General features: G+C 71.1%; 26 protein-coding genes, 2 tRNA genes and 1 pseudogene. 8 read left to right on the top strand and 21 right to left on the bottom strand.

Features of this window, described 5'->3' with window-relative positions:
* Positions 1–17: 17 nt before the first annotated feature.
* Complete coding sequence (locus GCU69_RS27005) at positions 18–866, top strand: hypothetical protein (RefSeq protein ID WP_156207424.1); 849 nt, start codon at positions 18–20, stop codon at positions 864–866.
* A gap of 112 nt (positions 867–978) precedes the next feature.
* Here the strand turns inward: GCU69_RS27005 and clpX are convergent, their stop codons facing one another.
* The 5 genes from clpX to GCU69_RS27030 form a co-directional block, all read right to left on the bottom strand.
* Positions 979–2268 (bottom strand): ATP-dependent Clp protease ATP-binding subunit ClpX, encoded by a 1290-nt coding sequence (clpX, locus tag GCU69_RS27010; RefSeq protein ID WP_098751899.1) that lies wholly within the window; start codon positions 2266–2268, stop codon positions 979–981.
* Positions 2269–2449: 181 nt separating this feature from the next.
* Positions 2450–3100, bottom strand: coding sequence for an ATP-dependent Clp protease proteolytic subunit (locus GCU69_RS27015; RefSeq protein ID WP_098751900.1), 651 nt, complete (start codon positions 3098–3100; stop codon positions 2450–2452).
* A gap of 66 nt (positions 3101–3166) precedes the next feature.
* The gene (locus GCU69_RS27020) at positions 3167–3781 is read right to left on the bottom strand and encodes an ATP-dependent Clp protease proteolytic subunit (RefSeq protein WP_170315944.1); all 615 of its coding nucleotides are present in this window, start codon (positions 3779–3781) and stop codon (positions 3167–3169) included.
* Between the two features lie 423 nt (positions 3782–4204).
* Entirely contained in the window at positions 4205–5632 is a 1428-nt protein-coding gene (tig, locus tag GCU69_RS27025; RefSeq protein WP_098751902.1) for a trigger factor, read from the bottom strand.
* A 225-nt stretch (positions 5633–5857) separates the two neighbouring features.
* Positions 5858–5931 (bottom strand) — tRNA-Pro (locus tag GCU69_RS27030).
* Between the two features lie 137 nt (positions 5932–6068).
* Between GCU69_RS27030 and GCU69_RS27035 the strand changes: the two genes are divergently transcribed.
* A tRNA-Gly gene (locus GCU69_RS27035) sits at positions 6069–6142 on the top strand.
* Positions 6143–6208: 66 nt separating this feature from the next.
* Here GCU69_RS27035 and GCU69_RS27040 read toward each other — a convergent pair.
* From GCU69_RS27040 to GCU69_RS27095, 12 genes are all read right to left on the bottom strand, one after another.
* Positions 6209–7375 (bottom strand): tyrosine-type recombinase/integrase, encoded by a 1167-nt coding sequence (locus tag GCU69_RS27040; RefSeq protein ID WP_156207425.1) that lies wholly within the window; start codon positions 7373–7375, stop codon positions 6209–6211.
* Positions 7375–7587 carry an excisionase family DNA-binding protein gene (locus tag GCU69_RS27045; RefSeq protein WP_156207426.1) on the bottom strand — a complete coding sequence of 71 codons (213 nt, stop codon included), beginning with the start codon at positions 7585–7587 and terminating at the stop codon, positions 7375–7377. Before GCU69_RS27045 ends, GCU69_RS27040 begins: the two co-directional genes overlap by 1 nt.
* Positions 7584–8942, bottom strand: coding sequence for a replication initiator (locus GCU69_RS27050; RefSeq protein WP_156207427.1), 1359 nt, complete (start codon positions 8940–8942; stop codon positions 7584–7586). The genes GCU69_RS27045 and GCU69_RS27050 overlap by 4 nt, the downstream gene beginning before the upstream one ends.
* Positions 8943–9020: 78 nt before the next feature.
* Positions 9021–9224 carry a hypothetical protein gene (locus tag GCU69_RS27055; RefSeq protein WP_156207428.1) on the bottom strand — a complete coding sequence of 68 codons (204 nt, stop codon included), beginning with the start codon at positions 9222–9224 and terminating at the stop codon, positions 9021–9023.
* Between the two features lie 86 nt (positions 9225–9310).
* Positions 9311–9808, bottom strand: coding sequence for a GGDEF domain-containing protein (locus tag GCU69_RS27060; protein WP_235978727.1), 498 nt, complete (start codon positions 9806–9808; stop codon positions 9311–9313).
* A gap of 146 nt (positions 9809–9954) precedes the next feature.
* On the bottom strand, positions 9955–10254 hold the full coding sequence (locus tag GCU69_RS27065; protein ID WP_098753448.1) for a SpdD protein: 300 nt from the start codon (positions 10252–10254) through the stop codon (positions 9955–9957).
* Positions 10255–10265: 11 nt separating this feature from the next.
* A complete protein-coding gene (locus GCU69_RS27070; protein ID WP_098753449.1) occupies positions 10266–10460 on the bottom strand; it encodes a hypothetical protein in 195 nt (64 codons plus the stop codon).
* Positions 10461–10471: 11 nt separating this feature from the next.
* Positions 10472–10663, bottom strand: a complete 192-nt coding sequence (locus GCU69_RS27075; RefSeq protein WP_156207429.1) for a mobile element transfer protein — start codon at positions 10661–10663, stop codon at positions 10472–10474.
* Between the two features lie 17 nt (positions 10664–10680).
* A complete protein-coding gene (locus tag GCU69_RS27080) occupies positions 10681–11397 on the bottom strand; it encodes a DUF2637 domain-containing protein (protein ID WP_156207430.1) in 717 nt (238 codons plus the stop codon).
* A 38-nt stretch (positions 11398–11435) separates the two neighbouring features.
* Entirely contained in the window at positions 11436–11636 is a 201-nt protein-coding gene (locus GCU69_RS27085) for a hypothetical protein (protein ID WP_156207431.1), read from the bottom strand.
* Between the two features lie 88 nt (positions 11637–11724).
* On the bottom strand, positions 11725–13083 hold the full coding sequence (locus tag GCU69_RS27090) for an FtsK/SpoIIIE domain-containing protein (RefSeq protein WP_156207432.1): 1359 nt from the start codon (positions 13081–13083) through the stop codon (positions 11725–11727).
* A gap of 5 nt (positions 13084–13088) precedes the next feature.
* Positions 13089–13442: an SCO3933 family regulatory protein gene (locus GCU69_RS27095; RefSeq protein WP_098753454.1), complete on the bottom strand. Its 354-nt coding sequence runs from the start codon at positions 13440–13442 to the stop codon at positions 13089–13091.
* Between the two features lie 152 nt (positions 13443–13594).
* On the opposite strand from GCU69_RS27095, the gene GCU69_RS27100 reads away from it, so the two are divergent.
* The 3 genes from GCU69_RS27100 (at position 13595) to GCU69_RS27110 (ending at position 16892) form a co-directional block, all read left to right on the top strand.
* Complete coding sequence (locus GCU69_RS27100; RefSeq protein WP_156207433.1) at positions 13595–14386, top strand: GntR family transcriptional regulator; 792 nt, start codon at positions 13595–13597, stop codon at positions 14384–14386.
* Positions 14386–15051: a YdcF family protein gene (locus GCU69_RS27105; RefSeq protein ID WP_156207434.1), complete on the top strand. Its 666-nt coding sequence runs from the start codon at positions 14386–14388 to the stop codon at positions 15049–15051. The genes GCU69_RS27100 and GCU69_RS27105 overlap by 1 nt, the downstream gene beginning before the upstream one ends.
* 1475 nt (positions 15052–16526) lie before the next feature.
* On the top strand, positions 16527–16892 hold the full coding sequence (locus tag GCU69_RS27110; RefSeq protein WP_098751903.1) for an ArsC/Spx/MgsR family protein: 366 nt from the start codon (positions 16527–16529) through the stop codon (positions 16890–16892).
* Between the two features lie 185 nt (positions 16893–17077).
* Here GCU69_RS27110 and GCU69_RS27115 read toward each other — a convergent pair whose 3' ends face one another.
* Entirely contained in the window at positions 17078–17272 is a 195-nt protein-coding gene (locus tag GCU69_RS27115; protein ID WP_098751904.1) for a hypothetical protein, read from the bottom strand.
* 416 nt (positions 17273–17688) lie between these two features.
* Here GCU69_RS27115 and GCU69_RS27120 point away from each other — a divergent pair, with 416 nt between their 5' ends.
* The gene (locus GCU69_RS27120) at positions 17689–18921 is read left to right on the top strand and encodes an acyltransferase family protein (protein ID WP_098751905.1); all 1233 of its coding nucleotides are present in this window, start codon (positions 17689–17691) and stop codon (positions 18919–18921) included.
* Positions 18922–19441: 520 nt separating this feature from the next.
* A pseudogene (locus GCU69_RS27125) lies at positions 19442–20599 on the top strand (cation:proton antiporter); the annotation flags it as partial.
* Between the two features lie 293 nt (positions 20600–20892).
* Here GCU69_RS27125 and GCU69_RS27130 read toward each other — a convergent pair.
* Positions 20893–21993, bottom strand: coding sequence for a PP2C family protein-serine/threonine phosphatase (locus tag GCU69_RS27130; RefSeq protein WP_235978725.1), 1101 nt, complete (start codon positions 21991–21993; stop codon positions 20893–20895).
* 186 nt (positions 21994–22179) lie between these two features.
* Here GCU69_RS27130 and GCU69_RS27135 point away from each other — a divergent pair, with 186 nt between their 5' ends.
* A complete protein-coding gene (locus tag GCU69_RS27135; protein ID WP_098751907.1) occupies positions 22180–23409 on the top strand; it encodes a GNAT family N-acetyltransferase in 1230 nt (409 codons plus the stop codon).
* Positions 23410–23644: 235 nt separating this feature from the next.
* Here GCU69_RS27135 and GCU69_RS34115 read toward each other — a convergent pair whose 3' ends face one another.
* Positions 23645–23827: a hypothetical protein gene (locus GCU69_RS34115; protein WP_235978726.1), complete on the bottom strand. Its 183-nt coding sequence runs from the start codon at positions 23825–23827 to the stop codon at positions 23645–23647.
* Positions 23828–24223: 396 nt separating this feature from the next.
* On the bottom strand, positions 24224–25033 hold the full coding sequence (locus GCU69_RS27145) for an Fpg/Nei family DNA glycosylase (protein WP_156207435.1): 810 nt from the start codon (positions 25031–25033) through the stop codon (positions 24224–24226).
* Between the last annotated feature and the right edge of the window lie 178 nt (positions 25034–25211).

Consider the following 25211-nt stretch of genomic DNA (forward strand, 5'->3'; position numbering starts at 1 on the left):
CGCCCCGAGGGGGAACCGTGAGTCACCAGCAGCCTCCGCCGCCGTCCGGCCCGTACGACGGCGGACAGCAGCACAACCCGTACGCCGCCGGCCCGCCGCCGCAGCAGCCCGGCTACGGCTACCCGCAGGGCGCGCAGCCCGGCCCGCAGGGCCACGCAGGAGTACCGCCGCAGGGCGGTCCCGGTTACGGCTACCCGCCGGCCGGAGCACCGGGCGCCCCCGGCGGCCAGCCCTGGCCGCCGCAGGCCCCGCCGCCGTCGCGCGGGCTCGGCAAGGGGGCGATCATCGGCATCGCCGCCGGTGCCCTCGTCGTCCTGCTGGTGGTCGGCTTCGGTGTCGTCTCGATGCTCGGCGGCCCGGAGGGCACCGAGAAGCTCACGGCGCCGCAGACCCTGCTCGACGGGGACTACGAGAAGGCGCCGGACTCCTCCCAGCTCCAGCAGCAGCGCGACATGCTCCAGGACGAACTGCCCTCCGACGGCACGGCAGTGGTCGCGCAGTACACGCAGGGCGGCGACGCCACGAAGGGCGCGCTGATCCTGTCCGGCGCCTGGGGCGACATCGACTCGGACCCCGCGGACACCCGCAAGGACGCCCTGGACGGCATGGCGCAGGGCCAGGGTGCCGAAGTGGTGCAGTCGCCGAAGGACTTCGGCAGCGGTGACGACGTCCTCAGCTGCCAGGTGCTGAAGGCCACCCAGGGCCTGGGCGAGCTGTACATGCCGGCCTGTGCCTGGTCGGACAACTCCACCATGGCCGTGGTCGCCGTGGTCTCCCCCGACTACACGTCGGAGGACTCCGTGAACCTCGACGAGTACGCGGACACCGTCTCCAAGGTGCGGGACGAGACCGTGCAGCCGAAGTAGCGGCCGCCGTACGCGGACCGCACGGCGGGCCCGCGGGGGAAACGTGAGGGGCGGCCCGGACATCGCGTCCGGGCCGCCCCTTCGTGTTCCGTGCCGCCGGGCGGCGGGTGGGTCAGGCGCTCTTCTCGTGCCGCTCCCCCGGCTCGCCGCCGCGGGTCCGCGGGACGAGGGTCGGATTCACGTTGGAGTGCACGACGTCCTCGGTGATGACGACCCGGGCGACGTCCTTGCGGGACGGCACCTCGTACATCACCGACTGGAGGACCTCCTCCATGATGGCGCGCAGGCCCCGCGCGCCGGTGCCGCGCAGGATCGCCTGGTCGGCGATGGCCTCCAGGGCCGGGCGGTCGAAGTCCAGCTCCACACCGTCGAGTTCGAAGAGCCGCTGATACTGCTTGACGAGCGCGTTGCGCGGCTCGACCAGGATCTGGAGCAGCGCCTCGCGGTCGAGGTTGTGCACGGAGGTGATGACCGGGAGCCGGCCGATGAACTCCGGGATCATCCCGAACTTCACCAGGTCCTCCGGCATGACCTCCTGGAACTGGTCGCTGGCCTCGATCTCCCGCTTGGAGCGGATCGTCGCGCCGAAGCCGATGCCCTTGGCGCCCGCCCGGGATTCGATGATCTTCTCCAGGCCGGCGAAGGCACCGCCCACGATGAACAGGACGTTCGTCGTGTCGATCTGGATGAACTCCTGGTGCGGGTGTTTGCGGCCGCCCTGCGGCGGGACGGAGGCGGTGGTGCCCTCCAGGATCTTCAGCAGCGCCTGCTGGACGCCCTCGCCGGAGACGTCCCGCGTGATCGACGGATTCTCGCTCTTCCGGGCGACCTTGTCGATCTCGTCGATGTAGATGATCCCGGTCTCGGCCTTCTTGACGTCGTAGTCGGCGGCCTGGATCAGCTTGAGCAGGATGTTCTCGACGTCCTCGCCGACATAGCCGGCCTCCGTCAGCGCGGTGGCGTCCGCGATCGCGAACGGGACGTTCAGCATCCGGGCCAGCGTCTGCGCGAGCAGGGTCTTGCCGGAGCCGGTCGGGCCGAGCAACAGGATGTTGGACTTGGCCAGTTCGATGGCGTCGTCCCGGCCCTCACGACCGCCGTTCTCGCCGGCCTGGACCCGCTTGTAGTGGTTGTAGACGGCCACGGAGAGCGCCTTCTTCGCGGGCTCCTGGCCGACGACATAGCCTTCGAGGAACTCGTAGATCTCCCGGGGCTTGGGAAGCTCTTCCCAGCGCACCTCGGAGGTTTCGGCGAGTTCCTCCTCGATGATCTCGTTGCAGAGGTCGATGCACTCGTCGCAGATGTACACACCCGGGCCTGCGATGAGCTTCTTCACCTGCTTCTGGCTCTTGCCGCAGAACGAGCACTTGAGCAGATCGCCGCCGTCACCGATGCGTGCCACGAGGTGCTTCCCCTTCGCCTGGGATCCGCCCTGATCTTTCGGACCCTGGTGCCTGTCTGGGTTGTCCGGAAACCGCGACGCGGTGGTTCCGTCACGGCCCGATGCCCCCTCCCGACGGTACCTTGCCGGGCCCCCCGTCCGGGCCCCCCTTGGACCGACTCGGTCCAAGGGGGTCATCGCGTCATGCGAAAGCGGAACTCTTCCGCGTCGAGACGATCTGGTCCACCAGACCGTACTCGAGCGACTCCTCCGCGGTAAGGATCTTGTCTCGCTCGATGTCGTCGCGGATCTTCTCGATCGGCGTCGTGGAGTGCTTGGCCAGCAGCTCCTCCAGCTGCAGCCGCATCCGCAGGATCTCGTTGGCCGCGATCTCCAGGTCGGAGACCTGGCCGCGGCCGGTCTCGCTGTACGGCTGGTGGATCAGGAGGCGGGCGTTCGGCAGCGCCATCCGCTTGCCGGGGGTGCCGGCGGCGAGCAGCACGGCCGCGGCGGAGGCCGCCTGGCCCATGCAGACCGTCTGGATGTCGGGCTTCACGAACTGCATCGTGTCGTAGATCGCGGTCAGCGCCGTGAAGGAGCCGCCGGGCGAGTTGATGTAGATCGAGATGTCCCGGTCGGGGTCCATCGACTCCAGGCACAGCAGCTGCGCCATGACGTCGTTGGCAGAGGCGTCGTCGATCTGCACGCCGAGGAAGATCACGCGCTCTTCGAACAGCTTCGCGTACGGGTCGTACTCCCGGACGCCCTGCGAGGTGCGCTCGACGAAGCGGGGCACGATGTACCGGGACTCGGCGCGGGGTCCCTCGTAGCGGCCGCTGGGGTTCTTGCTCATGTGGGTGTTCACCGTCCTGGTGGCGATCAGTGGACTGGGGGCCGGCTGCGCGGTGGCGTCCGGGGCTCAGGCCCCGGTGCCGCCCCCGCCCGGAACGCCCGAGGCGGAGGTCATGACCTCGTCGATGAGGCCGTACTCCTTGGCTTCCTGGGCAGAGAACCAGCGGTCGCGGTCGGAGTCACGGGTGATCTGCTCGACGGTCTGACCGGTGTGGAAGGCGGTCAGCTCCGCCATCCGCTTCTTGGTGTGCAGCAGCCGCTCGGCGTGGATCTTGATGTCCGAGGCGGAGCCGGCCAGGCCCGCGGAGGGCTGGTGGATGAGGATTTCGGAGTTCGGGAGCGCGAAGCGCTTGCCGGGCGTGCCGGCGCTCAGCAGGAACTGGCCCATCGAGGCGGCGAGGCCCATCGCGATCGTGACCACGTCGTTCTTGATGTACTGCATGGTGTCGTAGATCGCCATGCCGGCCGAGATCGAGCCGCCCGGGCTGTTGACGTACAGGTAGATGTCCTTGTCGGGGTCAGCGGCAAGGAGGAGCAGCTGCGCCGTGATCTTGTTGGCGATCTCGTCGTCGACCTGCTGGCCGAGGAAGATGATCCGCTCCCCGAGCAGCCGGTTGTAGACCTGGTCGCCAAGGCCACCGAAGGTCGGCTCGCCGGCGGCGGAAGGCATCAGATTCGTCACGTATCCACCTGCTCGTAGTTCGACGGCCGCGCGCCGTCTCAGCGTCTTCTGGTACTTCTGCGGGCGGGGCTCCGGGCCTTGCGTCCCGGGCCGTCCGGCACCCTCGGGTGCCTTACGGACACTCCCCTGCCCTCCTGTCTACGGACCCTAACGCGCTGGTCGGCGGGCGCCATCCCGCATTGTCAACTGTTCGCTGTGAGCGCAGGCCCGCGGGCACACCGGAGACCGCGGGCCGCGGCGCCCGGGCGGCGCGTCCGCGGCAGGCGGCCGGACGGCGGACCGGCGGCGGACGGACGGACGGCGGCGGACCGGCAGCGTGCGGACGGACGGCTGCGGACGGCGTGCGGATACGCGGCAGGCCCGGACGCGCGACGCGTCCGGGCCTGCCGACACAAGGGTCCGTGGGACCGCGGAGGACGGGGCTCAGGCCTCGTTCTTCTCCTCGGCCGGCTTCTCCTCTGCCGGCTCGGCCTTCCCGCCCTCGGCGGCGTCGGAGCCGGAGTCCGCGGAGGCGGCCTCGACCGTCTCGGCGGTCTCGTCCTCGTCGTCCAGGTCGACGACCTCGCCGTTGCTGTCCTTGACCGTGGCCGCCTCGACGACCACCGCGAGGGCCTTGCCGCGGGAGACCTCGCCGACGAGCATCGGGACCTGCCCGCCCTCGACGACCGCCTGGGCGAACTGGTCGGGGCTCATGCCGGAGGACTGGGCGCGGCGCATGAGGTGCTCGGTGAGCTCCTCCTGGCCGACGGACAGCTTCTCCTTGTTGACCAGCTCGTCCAGGACGAACTGCGTCTTGATGCCCTTCTCGGCCTGCTCCTTGAGCTCGGCGTCGAACTCCTCGGCGGTCTTGTCCTGGATCTTGAGGTAACCCTCCAGGTCCAGGCCCATCTGGCCGAGCTGGTGGTGCTCGAGGTTGTGCTTGCGGGTCTTGACCTCGTCCTCGAGGAGCTTCTCGGGGATCGGCACCTCGACGAGCTCCAGCAGGGCGTCCAGCACCTTCTCCTGGGCCTGCGTGGCCTGGTCGTACTGCTTCGACTGCTCCAGCCGCTTGCGGCTGTCGGCGCGCAGCTCCTCGAGGGTGTCGAACTCGCTCGCGAGCTGGGCGAAGTCGTCGTCCAGCTCGGGCAGCTCACGGGAGGCGACGGCGGTCACGTCGACCTTGACCTCGGCCTCCTTGCCCTGGGCGGAGCCGCCCTTGAGCTCGGAGGTGAAGGTGGCGGTGCCGCCGGCCTCCAGGCCGGTGACGGCCTCGTCGATGCCGTCGAGCAGCTCGCCGGAGCCGATGGTGTAGCTGACGCCGCTCGCGACGCCGTCCTCCAGGACCTCGCCGTCGACCTTGGCCTCCAGGTCGAGCGTCACGACGTCGCCCTCGGCGGCGGCGCGCTCGACCGGGGTGGTGGAGGCGAAGCGCTCACGGAGCTGCTCGACCGCCTTGTCCACCTCCTCGTCGGAGACCTCGACGGCGTCGACGGTCACCTCGATGCCGGAGTAGTCCGGGATCTCCACGGACGGGCGGATGTCGACCTCGGCGGTGAAGGCCAGCAGCTCGCCGTCCTTCAGCTCGGTGATGTCGACCTCGGGCTGGCCGAGCGGGTTGAGCTCGCCCTCGTTCACCGCGTCCGTGTAGAACTTCGGCAGCGCGTCGTTGACGGCCTCCTCCAGCACAGCTCCGCGGCCGAACCGCTGGTCGATGACCCGGGCCGGGATCTTGCCCTTGCGGAAGCCAGGCACCGAGACCTGCTGGTTGATCTTCTTGTACGCCGCGTCGAGGCTGGGCTTGAGCTCCTCGAAGGGCACCTCGACAGTGAGCCGAACCCGGGTCGGGTTCAGGTTCTCCACGGCGCTCTTCACGGTTCGGTCTCCTTGGGGCTGACTTCTGGGATTCTGCGGGGAGCCTGTGTGAATCCCCGCTGATGGCGCCCCATGCTTCGGATCGACATCTAGATCGACACAGACGGACACAGGCACGCAGCTTGCATAGTAACCGCAAGCGGTATCGCCCCCCTAACCCGAGCGGGGGCCACGGTGGCAGGCCGGACAGCACCGCCGGCACGGAGAGGCTGCGGACGGCGACGGTCGGGGTGGCCGGATTCGAACCGACGACCTTCCGCTCCCAAAGCGGACGCGCTACCAAGCTGCGCCACACCCCGCTGGTGCGACACGTAGGGTACATGGCCGCAAGCACAGCGGCGCCCCTCACCGCGGCGCCGGGCATCGGGTGTGCGCCGGGCCGCCGGGACCCGCTACGATGCACACCGTGCCGCGATCACTCCGATGCGTGGCGCGCGCGGGCGTAGCTCAATGGTAGAGCCCCAGTCTTCCAAACTGGCTACGCGGGTTCGATTCCCGTCGCCCGCTCCACACAGCTCAGGGCCAGGTCAGAGATCATTCTCTCCGCCTGGCCCTGAGTCGTCTCCAGAGGCGTGTTCAGCCGGTCGTGCCCCCTGCGTGCCCCTCCAGCTCCTCATCAGCCTTGTGCGCCCCCGTAGCGAGCTTGCGCGCCTGGTCCACGAGGCCGCTCACGGAGTCGGCGATCAGCCGGTCTCGCTCGGCACTGGCGTGCTGGTAGATCAGTGCGGCACGGGCGGTGCTGTGGCCCATCCGGGACATCAGCTCGCGAGTGCTGGCCCCGGTCGAGGCGGCCAGGGTGTTGCCGGTATGACGAAGATCATGGAAGCGCAGTCCGGTGATGCCCGCTTCGGCGCAGGCCTTGTGCCACAGCCGGTTGAAGTGGTTCCGGCGCGGGATCGCTCCCTTCGCCCCCAGGAAGACCCGGCCGGCCGATCCGGGCCCGGCGAACAGGTCCAGGTGCCGACGCAGGTCCGGGACGATCGCGGCCGGGATGGCCACGGTGCGCTTGCCCGCCTCGCTCTTGGGCGCCTTGATCTCCCGCTGTCCGTTGGTCAGCTCGGCAACGGCCTGGCGCACGCGGACCGCCCCGCGGTCGAGATCGACGTCACGGCGGTGCAGCCCGATCAGCTCACCCCAGCGCAGGCCGAGGAACCCCGCCATGAGGACGAGCGCGCGGTAACGCGGCTGAATGGCGTCGGCGATGGCGAACACCTCGGGCACGGTGGCGGTCGGCCGCTCGGGGGTCGGCGGGTTGCTCGCGCCCTTGATCTGGCACGGGTTGCGCCGGATCAGTTGGTCTTCCACGGCGGTGGCGAGCACGGCCCGCAGCAGGGCATACGCCTTGGCCACCGTCGAGGGGCCGACACCGGCGGCGAGCCGGGCGGCGCGCCAGCTCCGGACGGCGGCGGGCGAGATGTCGGAGACCGCGACCGCCCCGAAGGTCGGCACCAGGTGCAGCCGCAGCAGCGACCGGTACAGCTCTGCCGTCCGAGTGGTCAGGCCTCGCTCAGCGATCCAGGTCCCGGCGTACTCCCCCAGCGTCACGCGACCGGCGTCCGGGTCGTGCCAGTCCCCGCGGCGAAGCTGCGTCTGGAGGTCGGCCAGCCAGTCGTCAGCGTCCCGCTTGGTGCGGAAGGTGTGCGGCGCGGGCCGGAGCTGCCCGTCCGGAGTCACGTAACGGGCCTGATAGCGCCCCGAAGGCAGCTTCCGGATCCGGCCGTAGGGGCGGCGTTTCCCGGCCATCAGGCAGCCCTCCGGAGGGTGAGAGCAGAGCGGCGGGGCTGCACCGTGTTGGCGGCGATGAACTCGCGTACGGCGCTCTCCGGGATACGGACGTGACGGCCGACCTTGACGTACGTGATGCGCCGCTCTTCGATCAGCCGTCGAGGGAAGCGGACAGTCCTGCCGAGCAATTCGGCGACCTGGCCGACGCTGAGGTACCGGTCTTCGTTCATGACGTGCTCTCTCCTTCCGTGTCGTTGGGGGTGAAGGCGGCGGCGAGCCATTCCTCACCGCGTGGGAGGCCGGTTCCGGCGAACGTCCAGTGCGCGAGGACGAGGGTTGTCTCTTCGCTGCCGGGGTCGGCCGGCATGTCGGCGTCGCCGCGTGCGATGGCGGCTTGGAGGCGGCGCCATTCGGCGCGGGCGGTGCGGAGTGCGCCGAGGGTGGTGGAGTAGCGGCGGGTCTTAGTGGAGAAGTGGCCCCGGAAGCCGAGCATGTGAGCCCAGGCCCGGAGTCGAAGGTCTTCCAGGTCTCTGCGGCCGCCGAGGGCCCAGGCGGTGCGGATCAGTTGCCGGGCGTGCTCGGTCAGCCGCATCCGGGCCAGCTCGGCGAGGAAGCGCAGTGGCCGGTCCAGGGTTCCGGTCGCGGTCTCGGCTCCCTTGGTGGCGTACTTGGCGATGTAGGCCGCGACGGCCCGGTCGGTCAGCTCGGTGCCGCCGTCGAGGTCGGCGGTGCGGATGGTGCGGATGTCGAGCTGGCGGCCGAAGGCGAAGGTGTGTGCGCGGCCGTCGATGAGGGGTCCGGGTACTTCGGCGTCAGCGGCGGCGGCCCGGATGGCGTCGGTCAGCAGCTCGGCGGTGGCCCAGGCCGGGGGCGGGGAATCGCCGCCGTCGGGGCCGTCGAGCCGGATGACGGCGTGGAAGTGCACGGCGCCGCGCTTCTGGTACTCGGCGACCTTGGCGAAGGACACGCGCGCGTGGTCGCGGAAGGCCCGCTGTGTGAGCCCGGCGAGCTTGGCGACCTTGCGGCGCAGGTAGATCGTGAAGCGTGCCCAGATGGCGGAGGCGTGCGCGTTCCACAGGACGGCGGCTTCGTAGTCGTAGGTGTCCGGGTCCAGCGGAGTGCCCAGCTCGGGTGCGTCCTGGTCGTGGCGGGTGCCGCAGCGGCAGCGGCCGGAGGCGGGGCGGTTGTGGACCGGGCCGAAGCCGGGGGCGGTGAAGGTGGCGAAGACGCGTGGGTGTGTGGCGACCCGTTCGGGGGCGCCCTTGCCGCCTTTGAGTCCGGCGGTGATCAGTTGGTAGGTGTCGCGACGGTAGACCTCGGCGCAGGAGGCGCAGCGGGTGGCGCGACGGTTGTTGCAGCGGACCAGGAGCTGTCCGGCGGGCAGGTCGGTGGACTCCAGGTGGTGCAGCACGCGGCCGAGTTCGCCGGTGCGGGTGTTGATCTGCTGCTCGGTGCGGTAGCCGTCGAGGCGGATCGGGGTGGTGCAGCCGCCGAGGGTGCGGAGCTGGCCGACGAGGTCGGGCAGGTTGCCGAGACCGGCGAGGAAGGCGAGGTCTTTGGCCGGCGGGGCGGTGGTTTCGGGCATGGGGGTACCTCCTTTCGGCGCGTGGAGGGCCGGGGCGCCGGTCGCAGGGGTGAGGCGAGGGCGCCCCAGCCGGGTGGTTCAGCGGCGGGGGAAGACGGCGGTGGCGGCGGCGTGGAGGAGCGGTCCGAGGGGGGCCGTGCCGGTGCCCTGGCAGGCGCGGCAGACCACGCGGAGGGTGACGCGGGTGCCGTCGGGGTGGAGGCGGCCGGTGTCGATGGCGACGACGGGGAAGCCGTCGCAGTCGCGGCAGCGGCGCGTACGGGCAGAGGCGGGCTGGGGCATGATGTGGGTTCCTTTCGATTGCGGTTGGAAGGGACGGCCCCGGGTGGCGGGCGTGCTTGGCGGCTTGTGCGCCACCCGGTGGCCGGTCAGCGGCCGGGGTGGATTCCCCGGCGGCCGTGTCCCTTGGCCAGGTACATGGAGTTGTCGGCGGCGCTGAGTGCGTCGGTGAGGACGGGCAGCGGGAGGTCAGCGACGCGGCACAGGCCCACGGACGCGGCCAGCGGCAGGCGGGTGTCCCGGTAGGGCAGTGGCCGGTGCAGTTCGGCGGTGAGCCCCGCGGTGCCGTCGGCGGGCAGGTGGCAGACGACGGCGACGAACTCGTCTCCGCCCAGGCGTCCGGCGATTCCGTGGAGACGGCTGGACCAGGTGCGCAGGCGTTCGGCGGTGGCGACTAGGGCGGCGTCTCCGGCGGCGTGGCCGTGGGTGTCGTTGAGGTCCTTGAAGTGGTCGAGGTCGACCAGGAGGACGGCGGCGGTCTCGGGGTGCCGGCCGATGAGGCGTTCGGCGCGACTCGTCCATCCGGCGCGGGTGTGCAGGCCGGTCAGCGGATCGCGGCGGGCGGAGGCCAGGCGGCGGGTGAGTATGCCGGTGTGGACGGCTCAGCCGAGTAACGGCGCGACGGTGGCGACTTCGTGCAGCTGCATGTCTTCTCCCCGGTGATGGCGGTTGGTTGCAGTGGTCCCGGCGTTGGCGGGGTGCTTGGCGGCTTGTGCGCCCACGCCGGGACCGGTCAGCGCTTGAAGGTCTGGCCGTTGTGCAGGGAGCGGAGGACCACGGCCAGTACGGCGACGGACCCGGCGGTGACAGCGACGGCCAGGAGCATGGAGACCAGGACCGTGCCGACGACGAGGACGGCGGCGGCGCCGGTCGCCACGGCAGCCGGGGTGATCTGCACGGCCGGACGCACGACCGGGGCCGAAGCCGGGTCGGTCGCAGCCGCGGGGGCCCGGTCGGCGGCCGGGGCCGGAGCGGGGGCCGCAGCGGTGGTGATCGTGTAGGTGTCGGGCGTCGGGTACTTGGGACGGAACATCGCAGGTCTCCTTACTTGGTCGTGGTGTTGACCACGTCGGTGCCGGTCTCGGCGGCGCCCTCGATGGCCGGGGCAAGGAAGGTGTCGGCGAGCAGGAAGCCGCCCAGGAGAAGCACGACGACCAGCCACAGCGGCGGGCGCATGAGCTTGATCCCGAAGTAGCCGATGAGGCCGACGAGGACGATCAGGGGCAGGTGCACGGTCATGGCGGCGGCTCCTATCGGGCGGTGCAGCGGTGGGTGCGGGCGGCGAGCTGGGCGGCGGTCTGGCTGGAGTAGTCGGCGGACCAGCCGCAGCGGTCGTTGGTGCACACGGCGGCGTGCTTGGTGTGGCCGTGGCGGTCGCGGTGGGTGCCGATCTGTACGAAGCCGATCCGCATCAGGGCGTGGAAGAAGTCGCGGGCGGGCATGTCGGGTCTCCTCTCGGTCAGGTGAGCTGGGCGGCGATGGCGTCGGCCAGTGGCGGCGGGACGCCGAGCCGGGCGCGGAGGGTGTCGGTGTCGATGGGTGAGCCGGTGCGGGTGCGGTGGGCGTCGGCGACCTTGCGGGCGTGCTCGACGAGCGCGGCCGGGACCGCCGGAGCGACCGGAGCCGGGACCGGAGTGGTGGGCTTGGCCGGGGCGTCGACCGGTTCGGGCAGCGGCTCCGGCTCGGCCTCCGGGGCGGGCTCCAGCTCGGTCGCGGAAGTGGCCGGCGGGGTTGTCGGCTCGACGCGAACCGGGGCGGCGACCTGCTCCACCTCGGTCACGGGCTCCGGCGCGGACTCGTCGGCCGGGGAGTGAGCGAGGAGGGTGCCGCCGAGGAAGGCCAGCGCGGGCCATCCGGCGACGAGGATGCGCAGCCAGTCCGGGACGTCGTTCAGGTCCAGGAGTCCGGCGGTGGCGATATTCGCGCCGAGGGAGGCGGCCAGGGCGACGGCGAACCACAGCCAGGCCGCCCGTACGGCGCCGCCGGACGCCCGCAGCAGCCGGAGGCGGCGCCAGGCGGCGACCAGCAGCAGGTCAACGCTGATCGGGTAGGCCCAGGCTTTCCAGCCGTCCTGTCCGGCGGCGGCGGCGATGTCGTGGAGGTGGGCGAAGGACAGGGCACCGGCGATGACGGCTTGCACCAGCACGGCATCCAGCCGGGCGAGGTAGCGGCGCATCACGGATCTCCTTCCTGGTGAGGTGGTGCCGGGGTGGGTCAGAAGCGGTCGGGGGTGGGGTCGATCCCGGAGCCCAGGCAGCGCGAGCAGATCGCTTCGACGTTGCCGACCTTGCGGTGCCGCCCGAGAGGGCCGACGTAGATCGGTTCGGAGTCCCAGCCGGTGCTCCGGCATGTCGGGCAGCGCGGTTCGCGGTCGGCAGGCTTGGCCTTGCGGGTCGTCTTCCTCGCGGCGGCCATGGCGGGTCCTTTCGCTGGGTTCGGGCAAGGCCGGGGTAGGGACACGGCGCGAAGGCGGTCACGCCGACCGGGATAAGGCGGAGAGGGTTCAGGCCGGAGCCGGGGCCGACTCGGTTGCCGGAGCCGGGAGCTTGGCCGACTTGAGCGGAGGCAGCACCGGCCGGAACGGCGCCAGCTCAGCCAGCTCCGGCGTGCGGTCCGCGTGCGCGTTGCAGGCGGCCACGGCCTGCCGCAGCGAGGTGAACGGGGTCCGGGTGCGGACCCAGCCGCCGGAGGAGTCACCGGCGATCGCGGTACCGGGCCGATCCTCGGGAATCTGGATCGTGGCCAGCACGGCATCCGGGGAGATGTCGCCGAACGCCATCTTCGCCGACGCTTCGTCGTTGACCCGATGGGCGGTCCGCCCGGTCAGCTGGGCCCGGAGCATGGTGATGCCCTTGCCCAGTTCGGAGCCGAACCGCTGCCCGCACACCTCGACGTAGATGCCGGCGGCCCTGCCGAGCTGGGCCAGCCGCACCAGCGCCGTGATGATCCGGTCCCGGCGCTTCTCTTCCTCCTTGGTGGTGAACAGGGCCAGCTCGGCGACCTCGTCCACCAGGAGCACGATCGGCACCGGGCGGAGGTGTTCCGGCAGACCCCAGATGTCGGCGGTGGTCTCGGCATCCGGCACGTCGGCGCTGATGCGCTGCTCGGCCCGGATGATCCGGTAGATGTCGGCCATCCGTTCCACCAGAGCGTCGAGCAGTTCGGCGGCGTCGTCGGGGTTGTCGGCCAGCGCGGAGAACCGACGCGCGAGCGGCGCCAGCTCCACGCCCTGCTTGCAGTCGATCCCGACCAGCGCCACATCCTGCGCGGCCAGCTCGGCCACCAACCGGCGCTGATAGACAGACTTCCCCGACTGTGTCGCGCCGAGGTTCAGGGCGTGCGGCACCTGCCGGTAGTCCCGGTAGTGGACCGTCCCGTCATCCCGCAGGGCCACCGGCACCCGCAGCGTGCCCCGTTCGGCAGCAGGCATCTGCACCTTCCGCAGCACGTCGAACCCGGTCATGGCCAGCTCCACCACACCCGAACGGATCTCACGCGAGACCACACCGTGCATCCCGAAGGAATGCCGCAGCCGGTCCGCCGAGGCCGAGAAGTCGAACGCGTCCTGACCGGGGCGCATCTTCAACCGCAGCACCAGTCCGGTCCGGGTCGGACGCACCCGCAGGATGCGAGGCGAACGCGGTCCGGGCATGTCCTGACGCGTGGCCCGAGCCAGCGCCAGACGCCAGCGAGCGGGCCCGACCGTCAGGCCGCACGCCTCCATCACCGGCCGGTAGCGCAGCAGCACCCGCGTCACCGCGAAGACGATGCCGAAGGCCGTCCAGTACCAGGCCGGACGCAGCCACCGGAGCACCAGCACCCCGGCCACCAGGACCAGCACGAAGATCAGCGTCTCGGTCATGACGCTCAGCCCTCAGCCCCGGCGGCGGCCGGGTTCAGCGGGGTGATCGCCACCGCACGGAAGGCGATGCCGAACCGCTTCTCGCCGTTGAAGGTGTTCTCCCAGTCCCGCGCCCGCAGTCCGGTCACCGCGACCGGCATCCCCGGCACGAGGCCCGAGGAGATGCCCGTCTCCGGGACGCTCACGGTGTAGAGGTCCGCCTGACCCTCGTCGGCCACCGTCAGCCCGATGGTCATCATCTTCGCGCCGGTCTCCCGGTCGATGGCGATCTCGCCCGTTTCCCTGCTGATCACCTTGTGCTTCGGCTCGACGGCCACGAACACGACGGCGGTCGAAAGGTCGATCTTGAACGACGACATGGAAGCTCCCTGGTTCGGATTCGAGCAGCAGCAATCGGCGCCCGCCATTCTCAGTCCTAGGACTGCGGGCCCACTGAGAGCATGCCTCGCAGTCCTAGGACTGTCAATCCTGGGACTGTGTGTTTGACTGGATTCGTTGAGAGGAGTCCTGCGTGGCACCGAAGTGGAGAGAACTGGCCGACCGGCTGGCAGAGCGCATCAGAAGCGGTGAGTACGCGCCTGGCGAGCAGCTGCCGCACATCAGGGACCTGGTGGAAGCGGGCGAAGGGTCGAAGTCCACGGTTCACGCCGCGTACAAAGCGCTGGAGACCGAGGGCCTGGTCACGTCCTCGCGAGGCCACGGCACGGTCGTCCGGCATCAGACCCCGTTGAAGCGCCTCGGCATCGCCCGGTACGACAAGGCCAAGTGGCGCGACGGCGACGAGGTGGCGTTCATCGCCGACCGTGTGGCCTCGGGGCGCAGCTACCGCCGCAACGAGCAGACCCAGAAGGTCAGCCAACTCGAAGCAGCCCCGGACGTGGCCCAAGCGCTCGGCGTCCCCGTCGGCGCCAAGGTGTACGCGCGAGCCCGCCTGGTGAAGGAAGGCGAGCAGCCGACGCACACGCTCACGAGCTACTACCGGCCCGAGCACGTCAAGGGCACCCGCATCGTGGACCCGACGCCGGGGCCGGCCGGACGGGGCGGCGGCTTCCGCGTGCTCTACGACGCCGGATACGAGATCGACCACATGAAGGAAGAGCTGTTCGCCAGGGTGCCGACTCCCGACGAGGTGCAGCAGCTCCAGTTGCCGGCCGGTGAGCCCGTGATGGAGTTGCACCGGACGACGTACACGGCTGATGGCACCGTGGTGGAGTACGCGATCGGCGTCCACGCGGCCTCGCGCTTCGCGTGGGAGTACGACTTCAAGGTGCCCGACTCGGCGAAGGCCGCGCAGGAGGACTGATGATCCCGGCACGGGTCCGCGACGACGTGCAGCTGCTGTGGGACTACCAGCAGATGCACCACGAGCCGCGACCGTGCTCGGTCGGCATCGGTCTGGGCAGCCACGACCTCGGCGTGGCCGACACCACCGTGGACCTGTACCGGCGGGGCATGATGCCGCTCATCGTCTTCACCGGAGCCACCAGCCGCACGACGCGCGAACGCATGCCCCGCGGCGAGGCCGTGCACTACCGGGAACGCGCGCTCGAACTGGGCGTACCGGCGTCGGCGGTGCTCGTGGAGCCGCACGCGCGCAACACGGGCGAGAACATCAGCCTGACCCGCGCGCTACTCGAAGAGCACGGCGTCGAGGTCACGTCCGCACTGCTGATCAGCAAGCCCTACGAGGAGCGCCGGGTCTACGCCACGGCACGCAAACTCTGGCCGTCGGTCGAGTTCATCAGCGCTTCCACGCCCATGTCGCTCGACGCGTACGTCGAGTCCATCGGGGATCAGCGCCTGGTGGTGGACATGCTCGTCGGCTCCCTGCAACGCCTGCTGATCTACCCCGAACAGGGCTTCATGATCAGCCAGCCGATCCCGCCGGACGTCGTGGCCGCGTACGAGCGACTGTGCACCCAGGGCTACACCAGCCGACTGGTACCCGGCACCGCAGCGGCAGGTTGAGTAAAAACCTTCTCTACGGGTTCAAGGCTCCTCGCTGCCGCTCGTCGCGCGCGGCCCGGCTCCCCCGGGCCGACGCTCCTGTCTGCGCCCCGCTCCGGCCCGGTCCGCCCGGCCGCGCTGGCAAGAGGCGAAGAGCCAGGGCCGAGGTTCATACGGGACCGTCTGTGGCTGGGGCGGTCGGCGCTCCGAGACTTTAGGCAGCCACCATGGGGCGAGCCTCTAAGATCGGGGCCCCACATCGGGCTTTGCGGGCAGGCTAGGTGCTGCCCGAGTCGCAGTCAGCTTACGGGGCCCCGATCTCTCGCCCCATGGCAGCTCCAGCCCAAAGTCTCTCCACGCCGCCCGCGGTGCCTACAGGCCGGACCAGGCGGGCGAAACCTGTTTGCGCAGGGTGGGTTGTTGCCGCCTCTGCTACTCTGCCGCCTATGCCTGTTTTAAGGCATGCCAAAGGCGGCCCCTGCCCACGTCGTGGAGGACCTGGCAGCGCCGCACTCTAGCTTGGAGGATCTTCGTGAAATGCCACGATGACCAACCGGAAAGTCATTGCACCGCGTGTAATGACTTTCTGATGCGCAATCTACCAGAACATTGCTCGCGAGCAACCATCGGCGAATCTTCTCGCCGAATTCGTCGCGCCCAAATGCTCCAGCTCGTGACGAATCTGCTCCCCATCGTAGGCTGGGCCGTGACGTTCGTCACTCCCTACCTCTGAACCGAGGTGCGTGCCCCCGGCGTGCCCGTGCCACGGGTACGCCGGGGGGAGCCCCGGGGAACAAGGGAATCTCTAGGACTTAACCCCAGGTCAGCGTCTTGCCAGGTCATGGGGCATCCGCATACGCGATCTTCCAAACTGGCTACGCGGGTTCGATTCCCGTCGCCCGCTCCACGGCCTCCGGCCCGGTCCCCGCGGGGACCGGGCCGGAGGCTTTTCCGGCTCCGCGTCCCTGCCCGTACGCCTGCCCGTACGCCTGCCCGTACGCCTGCCCGTACGCCTGCCCGTACGCCTCTCCGTGCCCGTGCCGTGCCGTGCAGTGTGCCTGCCGTGTGCCTGCCCCTGCGCCTGTCCCGGCGCCGCGGGCGGCCCGCGCGCCCTCTCGGATCGTCTGTGCCCGTGCGTGCGGGCGTACGCCGACCTTGCCGACCAGCGTGCCGCGGCGGGCGGTTCCGTGCCCGTGCGTGCCGGCCGTATGCCCGTGCGCCCGTGCGCCCGTGCGTGCGTCGGCGCGCCCGTATGGCCCGTACGCGCGTGCGTCCGACGTGCTCCTGTGCCTGTGCGTCTCAGCGCGTCTCAGCCTCTGGGGCTCGGCGCTCCGTGTGGCCTCCGGGGCTGGAGCCTCTGGGGCTTCTGCGCTCTGTGCCTCCGGGTCTCCGGGCCCTGTCGGCCCGCGCTCGGCGCGGAAGCGGCGGATGCGGCGGAGGCTGTGAGGGCTGTGAGGGCTGCGGGGCGTTCCGCGTGCGCGGCTAGGCTGCGCGGCATGGAGATCTGGGTCAATCCCGCGTGCTCGAAGTGCCGGTCCGCCGTGAAGCTGCTGGACGAGGCCGGGGCGGATTACACCGTGCGCCGCTATCTGGAGGACCCGCCGGACGCCGGCGAGCTGCGAGCGGTGCTGGACCGGCTGGGGCTGGAGCCGTGGGACATCACACGGACGCAGGAGGCCGTCGCCGGGGAGCTGGGGATCGCAGGCTGGCCGCGGGAACCGGCGGAGCGGGAACGCTGGATCGCCGCGCTGGCCGCGCATCCGAGGCTGATCCAGCGGCCGATCATCACGGCTGACGACGGGAGCGCGTCGGTGGCCCGCAACGAGGACGCCGTACGGGACGCGATCGTCCGGGGCCGCTGAGGAGTCCGCGCGGGCCCGCTCGGATCCGGGACGCCGGGACGCCGGGGTTCCGGAGCCCCCCGGAATCCGGGGACGCCGGGTCCGGCGCTGGTCGCGCCCGGGAGTGCCGGGGAGGCGCCCGTCCGGGTCCCGGCGCGCGGCGGCGGCCCGCCGGGGGGCCGCCGTGACCGGTGCGCTCCGCCGGGTCAGAAGTTGATCTGGTTGATGGTGTCGGCTATCGAGTCGAGGAATCTGTTGATCGACGGCGCCATGCCCGTCGAGGCCAGGAAGAAACCGAACAGCACGGCGACGAAGGCCGGACCGGCCTTGAGCGACTTGCCCTTGATCATCACGATCAGGATGATCGCCAGCACCAGCACAGCAGACAGCGAAATGACCACAACTGATCACACCCTCGGTCGGAACGGCATAACCGGCCCCGGAAGTGCGGCCCCGCACACCCCACGCCGGGACCATCGTGCCACCAACGCGGGTGGGGCCGCTCCCCGCTGACATCTCGTCGGCCAACTGTTCACGCCACCCCTATGCCCGTGCTGCCCCCTCGGGCAAACGGTCGGCGGTTTCGTCCCGCCATGGGGTGATCTTTCTCATGAGACGCCGTCCCGGCCCGCCGAGTTCACCGGCGCCCGCAGCCGGTGCCGGACGCCCGGGGGAGTTCCGGGAAGTCATTGAGAGAGGTTTTACGGATGACGCCCGGCGCGGCTATGGTGCCTCAGATGTTCCACGCTGCCTCGACCCCCACGCGCGCAGTGACGTTTCGGTGCCACTCCCGGGGCCTCTCCTGCGGGGAGGCCTCGTGACCAACACGCTGCGCCCGCACGGCCATCAGCGGACTCCCCTCCCTCCGGCCCAGGAGGCGGCGTCCCAGGACTCGCGGCCGCGTCCGGCGGACGCGGCCCCCGGCAGAGGATCCCCCACTCCGGAGGCCGGAAACCGCAAGCCCAAGAAGCGTGACCCGTTCTTCGACAACGCCAAGTACCTGGCGATCGTGCTCGTCGCCTGTGGTCACGCCTGGGAACCGCTCACCGACCACAGCCGGGCGGCCGAAGCGCTGTACATGGTGGTCTACGCCTTCCACATGCCGGCGTTCATCATCGTCTCGGGATATTTCTCCCGCAGCTTCGACATGCGGCCGGACCGGCTGCAACGGCTGATCACCGGCGTCGTCGTCCCGTACGTGCTCTTCGAGACGGCCTACAGCCTCTTCAAGCGGGTCGCTGACGACGATCCCGGCCATCCGGTCAGCCTGCTGGACCCCTGGTATCTGACCTGGTTCCTGATCGCGCTGTTCGCCTGGCGGATCACCACCCCGATCTGGCAGGTCGTGCGCTGGCCCGTGCCGCTGGCGCTGGCCGTGGCCGTGCTGGCGTCGGTCTCCCCGGACATCGGCGACGACCTGGACCTCCAGCGCGTGCTGCAGTTCCTGCCGTTCTTCGTGGTCGGCCTGTGCATGAAGCCGGAGCACTTCCAGCTGTTCCGCCGCCGCGAGGTGCGCATGCTGTCGGTGCCGCTCTTCGCCTGTGCAGTCGTGTTCGCCTACTGGGCGGCGCCGCGGATGGCCTCCGCGTGGTTCTACCACCGCGACAGCGTGCAGGAGCTGGCCGCGCCGTGGTGGTCCGGCCCGGTGATGACCCTCGCGCTCTTCGGCTGCTCGATGCTGCTCTCCTGCGCCTTCTTCGCCTGGGTCCCGCGCCGGCAGATGTGGTTCACGGTCCTCGGCGCCGGCACGCTGTACGGCTATCTGCTGCACGGCTTCCTGGCGAAGGGGTCCCGCTTCTGGGACTGGTACGAGGTGTCCTGGGTGGAGACGCCGTGGGGCGCGATCGTGGTGACGTTCCTCGCGGCCGCCCTCATCACGGTGCTCTGCACGCCGCCGGTGCAGCGCATGTTCCGGTTCGCGATGGAACCCAAGATGACCTGGGCCTTCCGCAAGGACGCGGCCGAGCTGGCACCGGGCCGGGCGAAGCCCGGGGCCGGACAGGGCGGCAGGACGGCCGGGTCGCCCGGGGCCCGCGAGAGCGGAGGCTGAGCCGCCGCCTCCACCCCGTACGGCAGTTTTACGGTGCGCCCCCGAGATCACTCTCGGGGGCGCACCTTTTCGTTCCCGCCTGGCCTTCCGTTCCCGCCTGGCCTTCCGTTCCCGCCGGGTCTTCCGTCCCGCCGGGGCCCCTCCCCGGCCTGCCCGGCGTTTGCGGTGCCGCTCGCCGCCGGCGCGCCGCGAACGCCCGGGGCGACCGGATCTCCCACGGTGAAAGCCCAGGTCGGCGGCCTCTTCACGGCAGGCGCCAGGTTCCGCGAAAGTCGTTTGCTAAGCTAACCATTAACGCGCCCTTGATGACTCCTTGGTGTGCCCTTGACCAACAGCCGGACGGCACTTGACCCGAGAGCCCGTCCCCCAGCTCTCCGGGAGGAACCATTCGTCCGCACCGCACACACCCCCGTGACCGCGCCCGCAGCCGCCCCCGTCCGTACCGCCGCCCGGCGTGCGCGATGCTCGCGACGCCTTCCGGCGGGTGGTGACCGTGGGACACGCGGACACCCTGCTGGCGATGGGCGGCGCCTTCGTCGCCGCCGCCTTCTTCGCCCGGATCGGCCGCCGCATCGGGCTGCCGACCATCCCGCTGTTCATCCTCGCGGGGATCCTGCTGGGGCCGAACATCCCCGGCTTCGTCCTGCTGGAGGACCCGCACGACCTCGAGATGCTCTCCGCCCTCGGGCTGGTGATGCTGCTCTTCTATCTGGGCCTCGAGTTCCACATGGACGACCTGAAAACCGGCGGCCGCAAGATGGCCGTCGCGGGGGCGTCGTACGTGGCCCTGAACTTCGGAGCCGGACTGGCATTCGGCTTCGCGCTCGGCTGGGGTACCTCGGAGGCGCTGCTGCTCGCCGGCGTGCTGGGCTTCTCGTCCTCCGCGATCGTGACCAAAGTGCTGGTCGACATGGGGCGGATGGGGAACCGGGAGACCAAGCCGATCCTCGGCATCACCGTGGTCGAGGACATCTTCCTGGCCGTCTATCTCGCCGCGCTCCAGCCGGTGATCTCCGGCGCCGACGACCTCGTGTCCGGTGCCGTCCAGATGGGCAAGGCGTTCGGCTTCCTGATGCTGCTGGCCGTGGCCGCGCGCTGGGGCCTGAAGGTCATCGGCCGGCTGATCGACACCCGGGACAACGAGCTGCTGGTGATCTCGTTCGTCGGGGCCGCCGTGCTGGTCGCCGGGATCGCGGAGGTCTTCGGTGTCGTCGACGCCATCGGCGCCTTCATGGTCGGCCTGATGCTGGGCAACACCACCTCCGGTGACCGGATCCGGGAGCTGGTGCACCCGCTGCGGGACGCCTTCGGCGCGATCTTCTTCTTCGCCTTCGGTCTGTCCATCGACCCCGGGGACCTGCCGGTCGTCCTGTGGCCGGTGCTGGTGGCCGTGCTGGTGACGGTCGTGATGAACGTCTTCTCCGGTCTGGTCGCGGCCCGGATCTACGGCTTCGGGGCGAGCCCCGCGGCGAACGTCGCCACCACGCTCGTCGCCCGCGGCGAGTTCGCGCTGATCCTCGCGACCATGGCCGCGGTGGCCGGGCTGGACGAGCGGCTGTCGCCGTTCATCGCGGGGTACGTCCTGATCATGGCCGTGCTCGGGCCGCTGGCGGCCGGACGGTCCCACTGGCTGGCCCGGATGCTGCCGGGCGGCCGCCCGGCGGACGGCGAGCACGGCGAGCACAGCGAGCACAACGGGCACAGCGAGCACAGCGGGCACGACGAGCACGGCGGGCACAGCGAGCACGGCGGGCACAGCGGGCACAGCGGGCACGACGGGCACAGCGGGCACAGCGGGCACAGCGAGACCGGGAAGCACGGCGGCCACACCGCGGACGGCGAGAAGGGGACGGACGGGGAGGACGGGGCGCCTGCCGGGGACGGGGGCCGGAAGCTGCCGGAGAGCACGGTCCGCTGAGCGGCCCCGCGGGCACCGGGCGCCCGGTGCGCGCCCGGCGCCCGCCGGGCCGCTCAGTCCCGGCAGATGAGGAGCAGGGCCCGGTCGTCGTTGACGTCCTTGGCCACGGCCTCGATCAGATGCCAGGCGGCGCCCTGGAAACCGCCCTGTATGAACCGGTCGGCCTCGCCGGTCAGCCGGTCGATGCCCTCGCTCAGCTCCCGGTCCGAGGCCTCCACGAGGCCGTCGGTGAACAGCATCAGCACGTCACCGGGCCGCAGCGTGCCCTTGACCGGGTCGAACTGCGCGCCGTCGTACACCCCGAGCAGCGGGCCCTCCGCGCCCTTCTCCTCCCAGCGGCCCGTCCCGGCCACCAGTTGCAGCCCGGGCGGGTGCCCGGCGGAGAGCAGTTCGTAGTCCCCGCTGTCGAGGTCCAGGACGAGATGGATGGACGTGGCGAAGCCCTCGTCCCAGTCCTGCCGGAGCAGATAGCCGTTGGCGGCGGGCAGGAAGGCGTGCGGCGGCAGCGAGCCGAGCAGCCCGCCGAAGGCACCGGACAGCAGCAGGGCCCGCGAGGCGGCGTCCATGCCCTTGCCGGAGACGTCGGTGAGGACGACCTCCAGCGTGCGGCCGCCGTTCGTACGGGCGGCGACGACGAAGTCACCGGAGAAGGACTGGCCGCCGGCCGGCCGCAGGGCCATCTCCCGGTGCCAGCCCTTCGGCAGGCCGGGCAGCTTGCTCTGCACCCGGATGCGTTCCCGCAGGTCGAACAGCATGGTGCCGCCGCGCCGCCAGGGCACGCCGACCCGGCTGCGGAACTGGGCGATGATCAGCCCCGCGAAACCGACCGCGCCGACCACCAGGATGTCGCCGGGCGTGACCAGCGGCCCGGAGTCCTGCGGCTCCAGCAGCGCGGCCTCGGTGATGAGGGCCGCGGCCGCGGCGGCGTAGAGGAGCAGCAGGCTGGAGGGCCGCAGCAGCAGTCCGGCGGCGATGATCGGCAGGACGAGCGCGGCGGGCGGACACCATATGGGGTCGGCGACCGTGGCGGCCGCGATGGCCGGCACGGTGAGCAGCAGCGCGGCCAGCGCGATCCAGTCGGAGCCGTCGCCGCGGAAGTAGTCGACGGCCGCTTTGCGCAGCCTGATCTTGGCCCGGTGCGTCGATCTGCGCATTCGGGCCGTCGGCGTCTCCACTCCCGCGTCGCGTGCCATTTCACCGGGACCCTATCCACCCGTTCGGCGGCGCGTCGATTCACCGCGCGCCATTACCCTCCGATACCGGCCGTACACCCGCTGGGTGCACGCATTCTCGCTCGAAATTCGCTCGCCCGTACGGGGGTCGGCTGATAGTCATGCATCATGACGACCGAACTCCGCGTGCTCCGGCAGACCGAGTGGGACGCATGGTACGGACAGCTCGAACTCGCGTTCGGGGGCATTCCGGAGGCGCCGGAGGAACGGTCCCTCTGGAACGACCTGACCGAGACCGAGCGCTCGCTGGGTGTCTGGGACGACGGCGCGTGCGTGGGGACGGCGGGCGCCTTCAGCTTCCGGCTCGCGGTTCCCGGCGGCTCCGTGGTCCCGGCGGCCGGTGTGACGATGGTGAGCGTGGCCTCGACCCACCGCAGGCGCGGGATCCTGACGTCCATGATGCGGCGGCAGTTGTCGGACGTACGGTCCGGAGGTGAGCCGCTCGCGGTCCTCACCGCCTCGGAACCGGCGATCTACGGCCGGTTCGGCTACGGCATCGGCACCCAGCAGATGTCCCTCGACATCGACACCGCCCGGGTCCGGCTGACCGTACCGGAGGGCACGGACGGCGTACGGCTGCGGATCTCGGATCCCGTTGCCGCGGTCGAGCGGTGCGAGGCCGTCTACGCCCGGCGGGTGCCCGTCCGGCCGGGGATGCTCGCCCGGCGCCCGGGCTGGGCCCGCCTTCCGGTGCTGGACCCGGAGAGCGAGCGCGCCGGCGCCTCGCCGCTGCAGTGCGTGCTGGCGGAGCGGGACGGCGAGACGGTCGGCTACGCGCGCTACGCGGTGAAGCCGGACTGGGACGCGGAGGGCCCGAAGGGGATCGTGCAGCTGCGCGACCTGGAGGCGCTGGACCCGGCGGCGTACGCCGCGCTGTGGCGCCATCTGTTCGACCTCGACCTGACCTCGCGGCTGACGACCCGCAACCGGCCGGTGGACGACCCGGTGCTGCACCTGGTCTCGGACGTACGGCGCTGCTCGGTGCGGGTGCGCGACGGGCTGCACGTGCGGCCGGTGGAGCTGGGCGCGGCGCTGGAGACCCGGACGTACGCGCGGCCGGTGGATGTCGTGCTGGACGTGTCGGACCCGTTCTGTCCCTGGAACGAGGGTCGTTGGCGGATTTCGGGCGACGCCAAGGGGGCTTCCTGCGAGCGCACCGGCGACCCGGCCGAGCTGGCCCTGTCCGTACGGGAACTGGGGGCGGCCTTCCTCGGCGGGGTGTCGCTCGGCGCGCTGGCCGGCGCGGGGCGGGTTCGCGAGCTGCGGCAGGGGGCGCTCGCGGAGGCGTCGGGCGCCTTCCTGGGCGATGTCGCGCCCTGGCTGCCGCACGGGTTCTAGGCCGTGCCTGATGGATATCGGATGGTCGTACTGATGTGGTGTGGGTGTTCGTGGGGGGCTCCACCGATGCCCCATGGGGCCTGATCGAGCCGCTACTACCCGGACCGGACGCCTCGTCGGGGCGGGCGGTGGACGGATCACCGGCGGGTGATCGACGCGGAGGCGTTCTGGTACCGCGAAAACCCGGCCGCCCTCCCCGTCGCAGCCGTCTTCCTCCGGCTCCAACCGTGATCCGTCAATCGTCGGCGCCGGGGCCGCCCGCAACAACCGGCTCGCGACTGCTGAATCTGCCGGTGAGCATGGGCATGGCGGCAGCGATCGTTTCCTTGGCCTCGGGCAACCGCGGAGAGGCGTCGTGGGGGTCCTTCGACTGCCGGACCTCCATGACCACGATGGTGTCCGGGTCATCGGCGGCCATGCCGACCACGTAGCTCTTGCAGCCCAGCTCGGGGAGACTCCCGGCTCCGGGCCCGGCTCGCGGAGACTCCCGGCTCCGGAGAGCAGGATCGCGACGACATCCTCGCGCCGGCCCGGCCGGGTCTTCATCGTTCCGATGCGGCCATGGGCCACGTGTCATACCCGAGGCAGCCATGGGACATGCGCCATTGGCCATGCCGCCTTCGTCGGAGCTGCTGTCGCTCGGCACCGTCATGACCGGCTCTTCAGACAACTCACCCCGCACTCGCCACCCCCGGAGCGCACGCATCACTGACCCCTCGGAGGCCGGGAAGGATCCCCCAGAGACGCCCTGGCCGTCCAGCCGCGACCCGCACGGGTTCCAGTCGTCCGGCCGCGCCCCGCACGGCCGGTCCGCTCAGCTTCTCTGGCAGGTCGGGCACCAGAAGAGGTTGCGTGCGGCCAGGCCCGCGGTGCGGACCGGTGACGCGCAGATGTGGCAGGGCCTGTCCGCGCGGCGGTAGACGTAGACCTCGCCGCCGTGGTCGTCGACGCGCGGCGGCCGGCCCATGGCCTCGGGGGTGTGCTCGGGACGGACGGTGTCGATCCGGTTGTTCCGCACGCCCTCCCGCATCAGTGCGCGCAGATCGGCCCAGACGGCGTCCCACTCGGCACGGCTCAGATCCCGGCCCGCGCGGTACGGGTCGATCCCGTGCCGGAAGAGGACCTCGGCGCGGTAGACGTTGCCGACACCCGCCACGACCTTCTGGTCCATCAGCAGTCCGGCGATGCTGCTGCGGCTGCGGCTGATCCGCCGCCAGGCCCGCTCCCCGTCGTCGCCGGGGCGCAGCGGGTCCGGGCCGAGCCGGTCGTGCACGGCCTGCTTGTCGGTCCCGGTGAGCAGCGCGCAGGCGGTCGGGCCCCGCAGGTCGGCGTAGTGCTCGTCGTTCCGCAGCCGCAGCCGGACGGTGTCGGTGGGCGGCGGCGCGGGGGCCGGGCCGAGGCCGAGCTTTCCGAAGAGGCCGAGGTGGATGTGGACCCAGGTGTCGCCGGGGAAGCCGAGGAAGAGGTGCTTGCCGTGGGCCTCGGCGGTCTCCAGCACCTGGCCGTCGACGAGGGCGGCGCCGTCGGCGAACTTGCCCTGCGGGCTGGAGGCGCGTACGGGCCGGCCGCCGAACCGGGTGCGGTGTTCGGCGGCCAGTCGGTGGATGGTGTGCCCTTCGGGCATGTCCGGTCCGGCTCCGTGCGCTGGTGGGTCGGGTGGGGCTCCGCGGGTCCGGGGGAGGCGGGGTCCGTAGCCTGCGGCCGCAGGACGCCGGACTCCCCTCGCCGCGGGTCCCCTCGGGGCCTCCAAGCTATTGCGGCGACGCGGCGGCCGGGGCACGCCGCGTCACCCGGTGGGGGGT

It is taken from the genome of Streptomyces lycii (assembly GCF_009735685.1).
Lineage (GTDB): Bacteria > Actinomycetota > Actinomycetes > Streptomycetales > Streptomycetaceae > Streptomyces > Streptomyces lycii.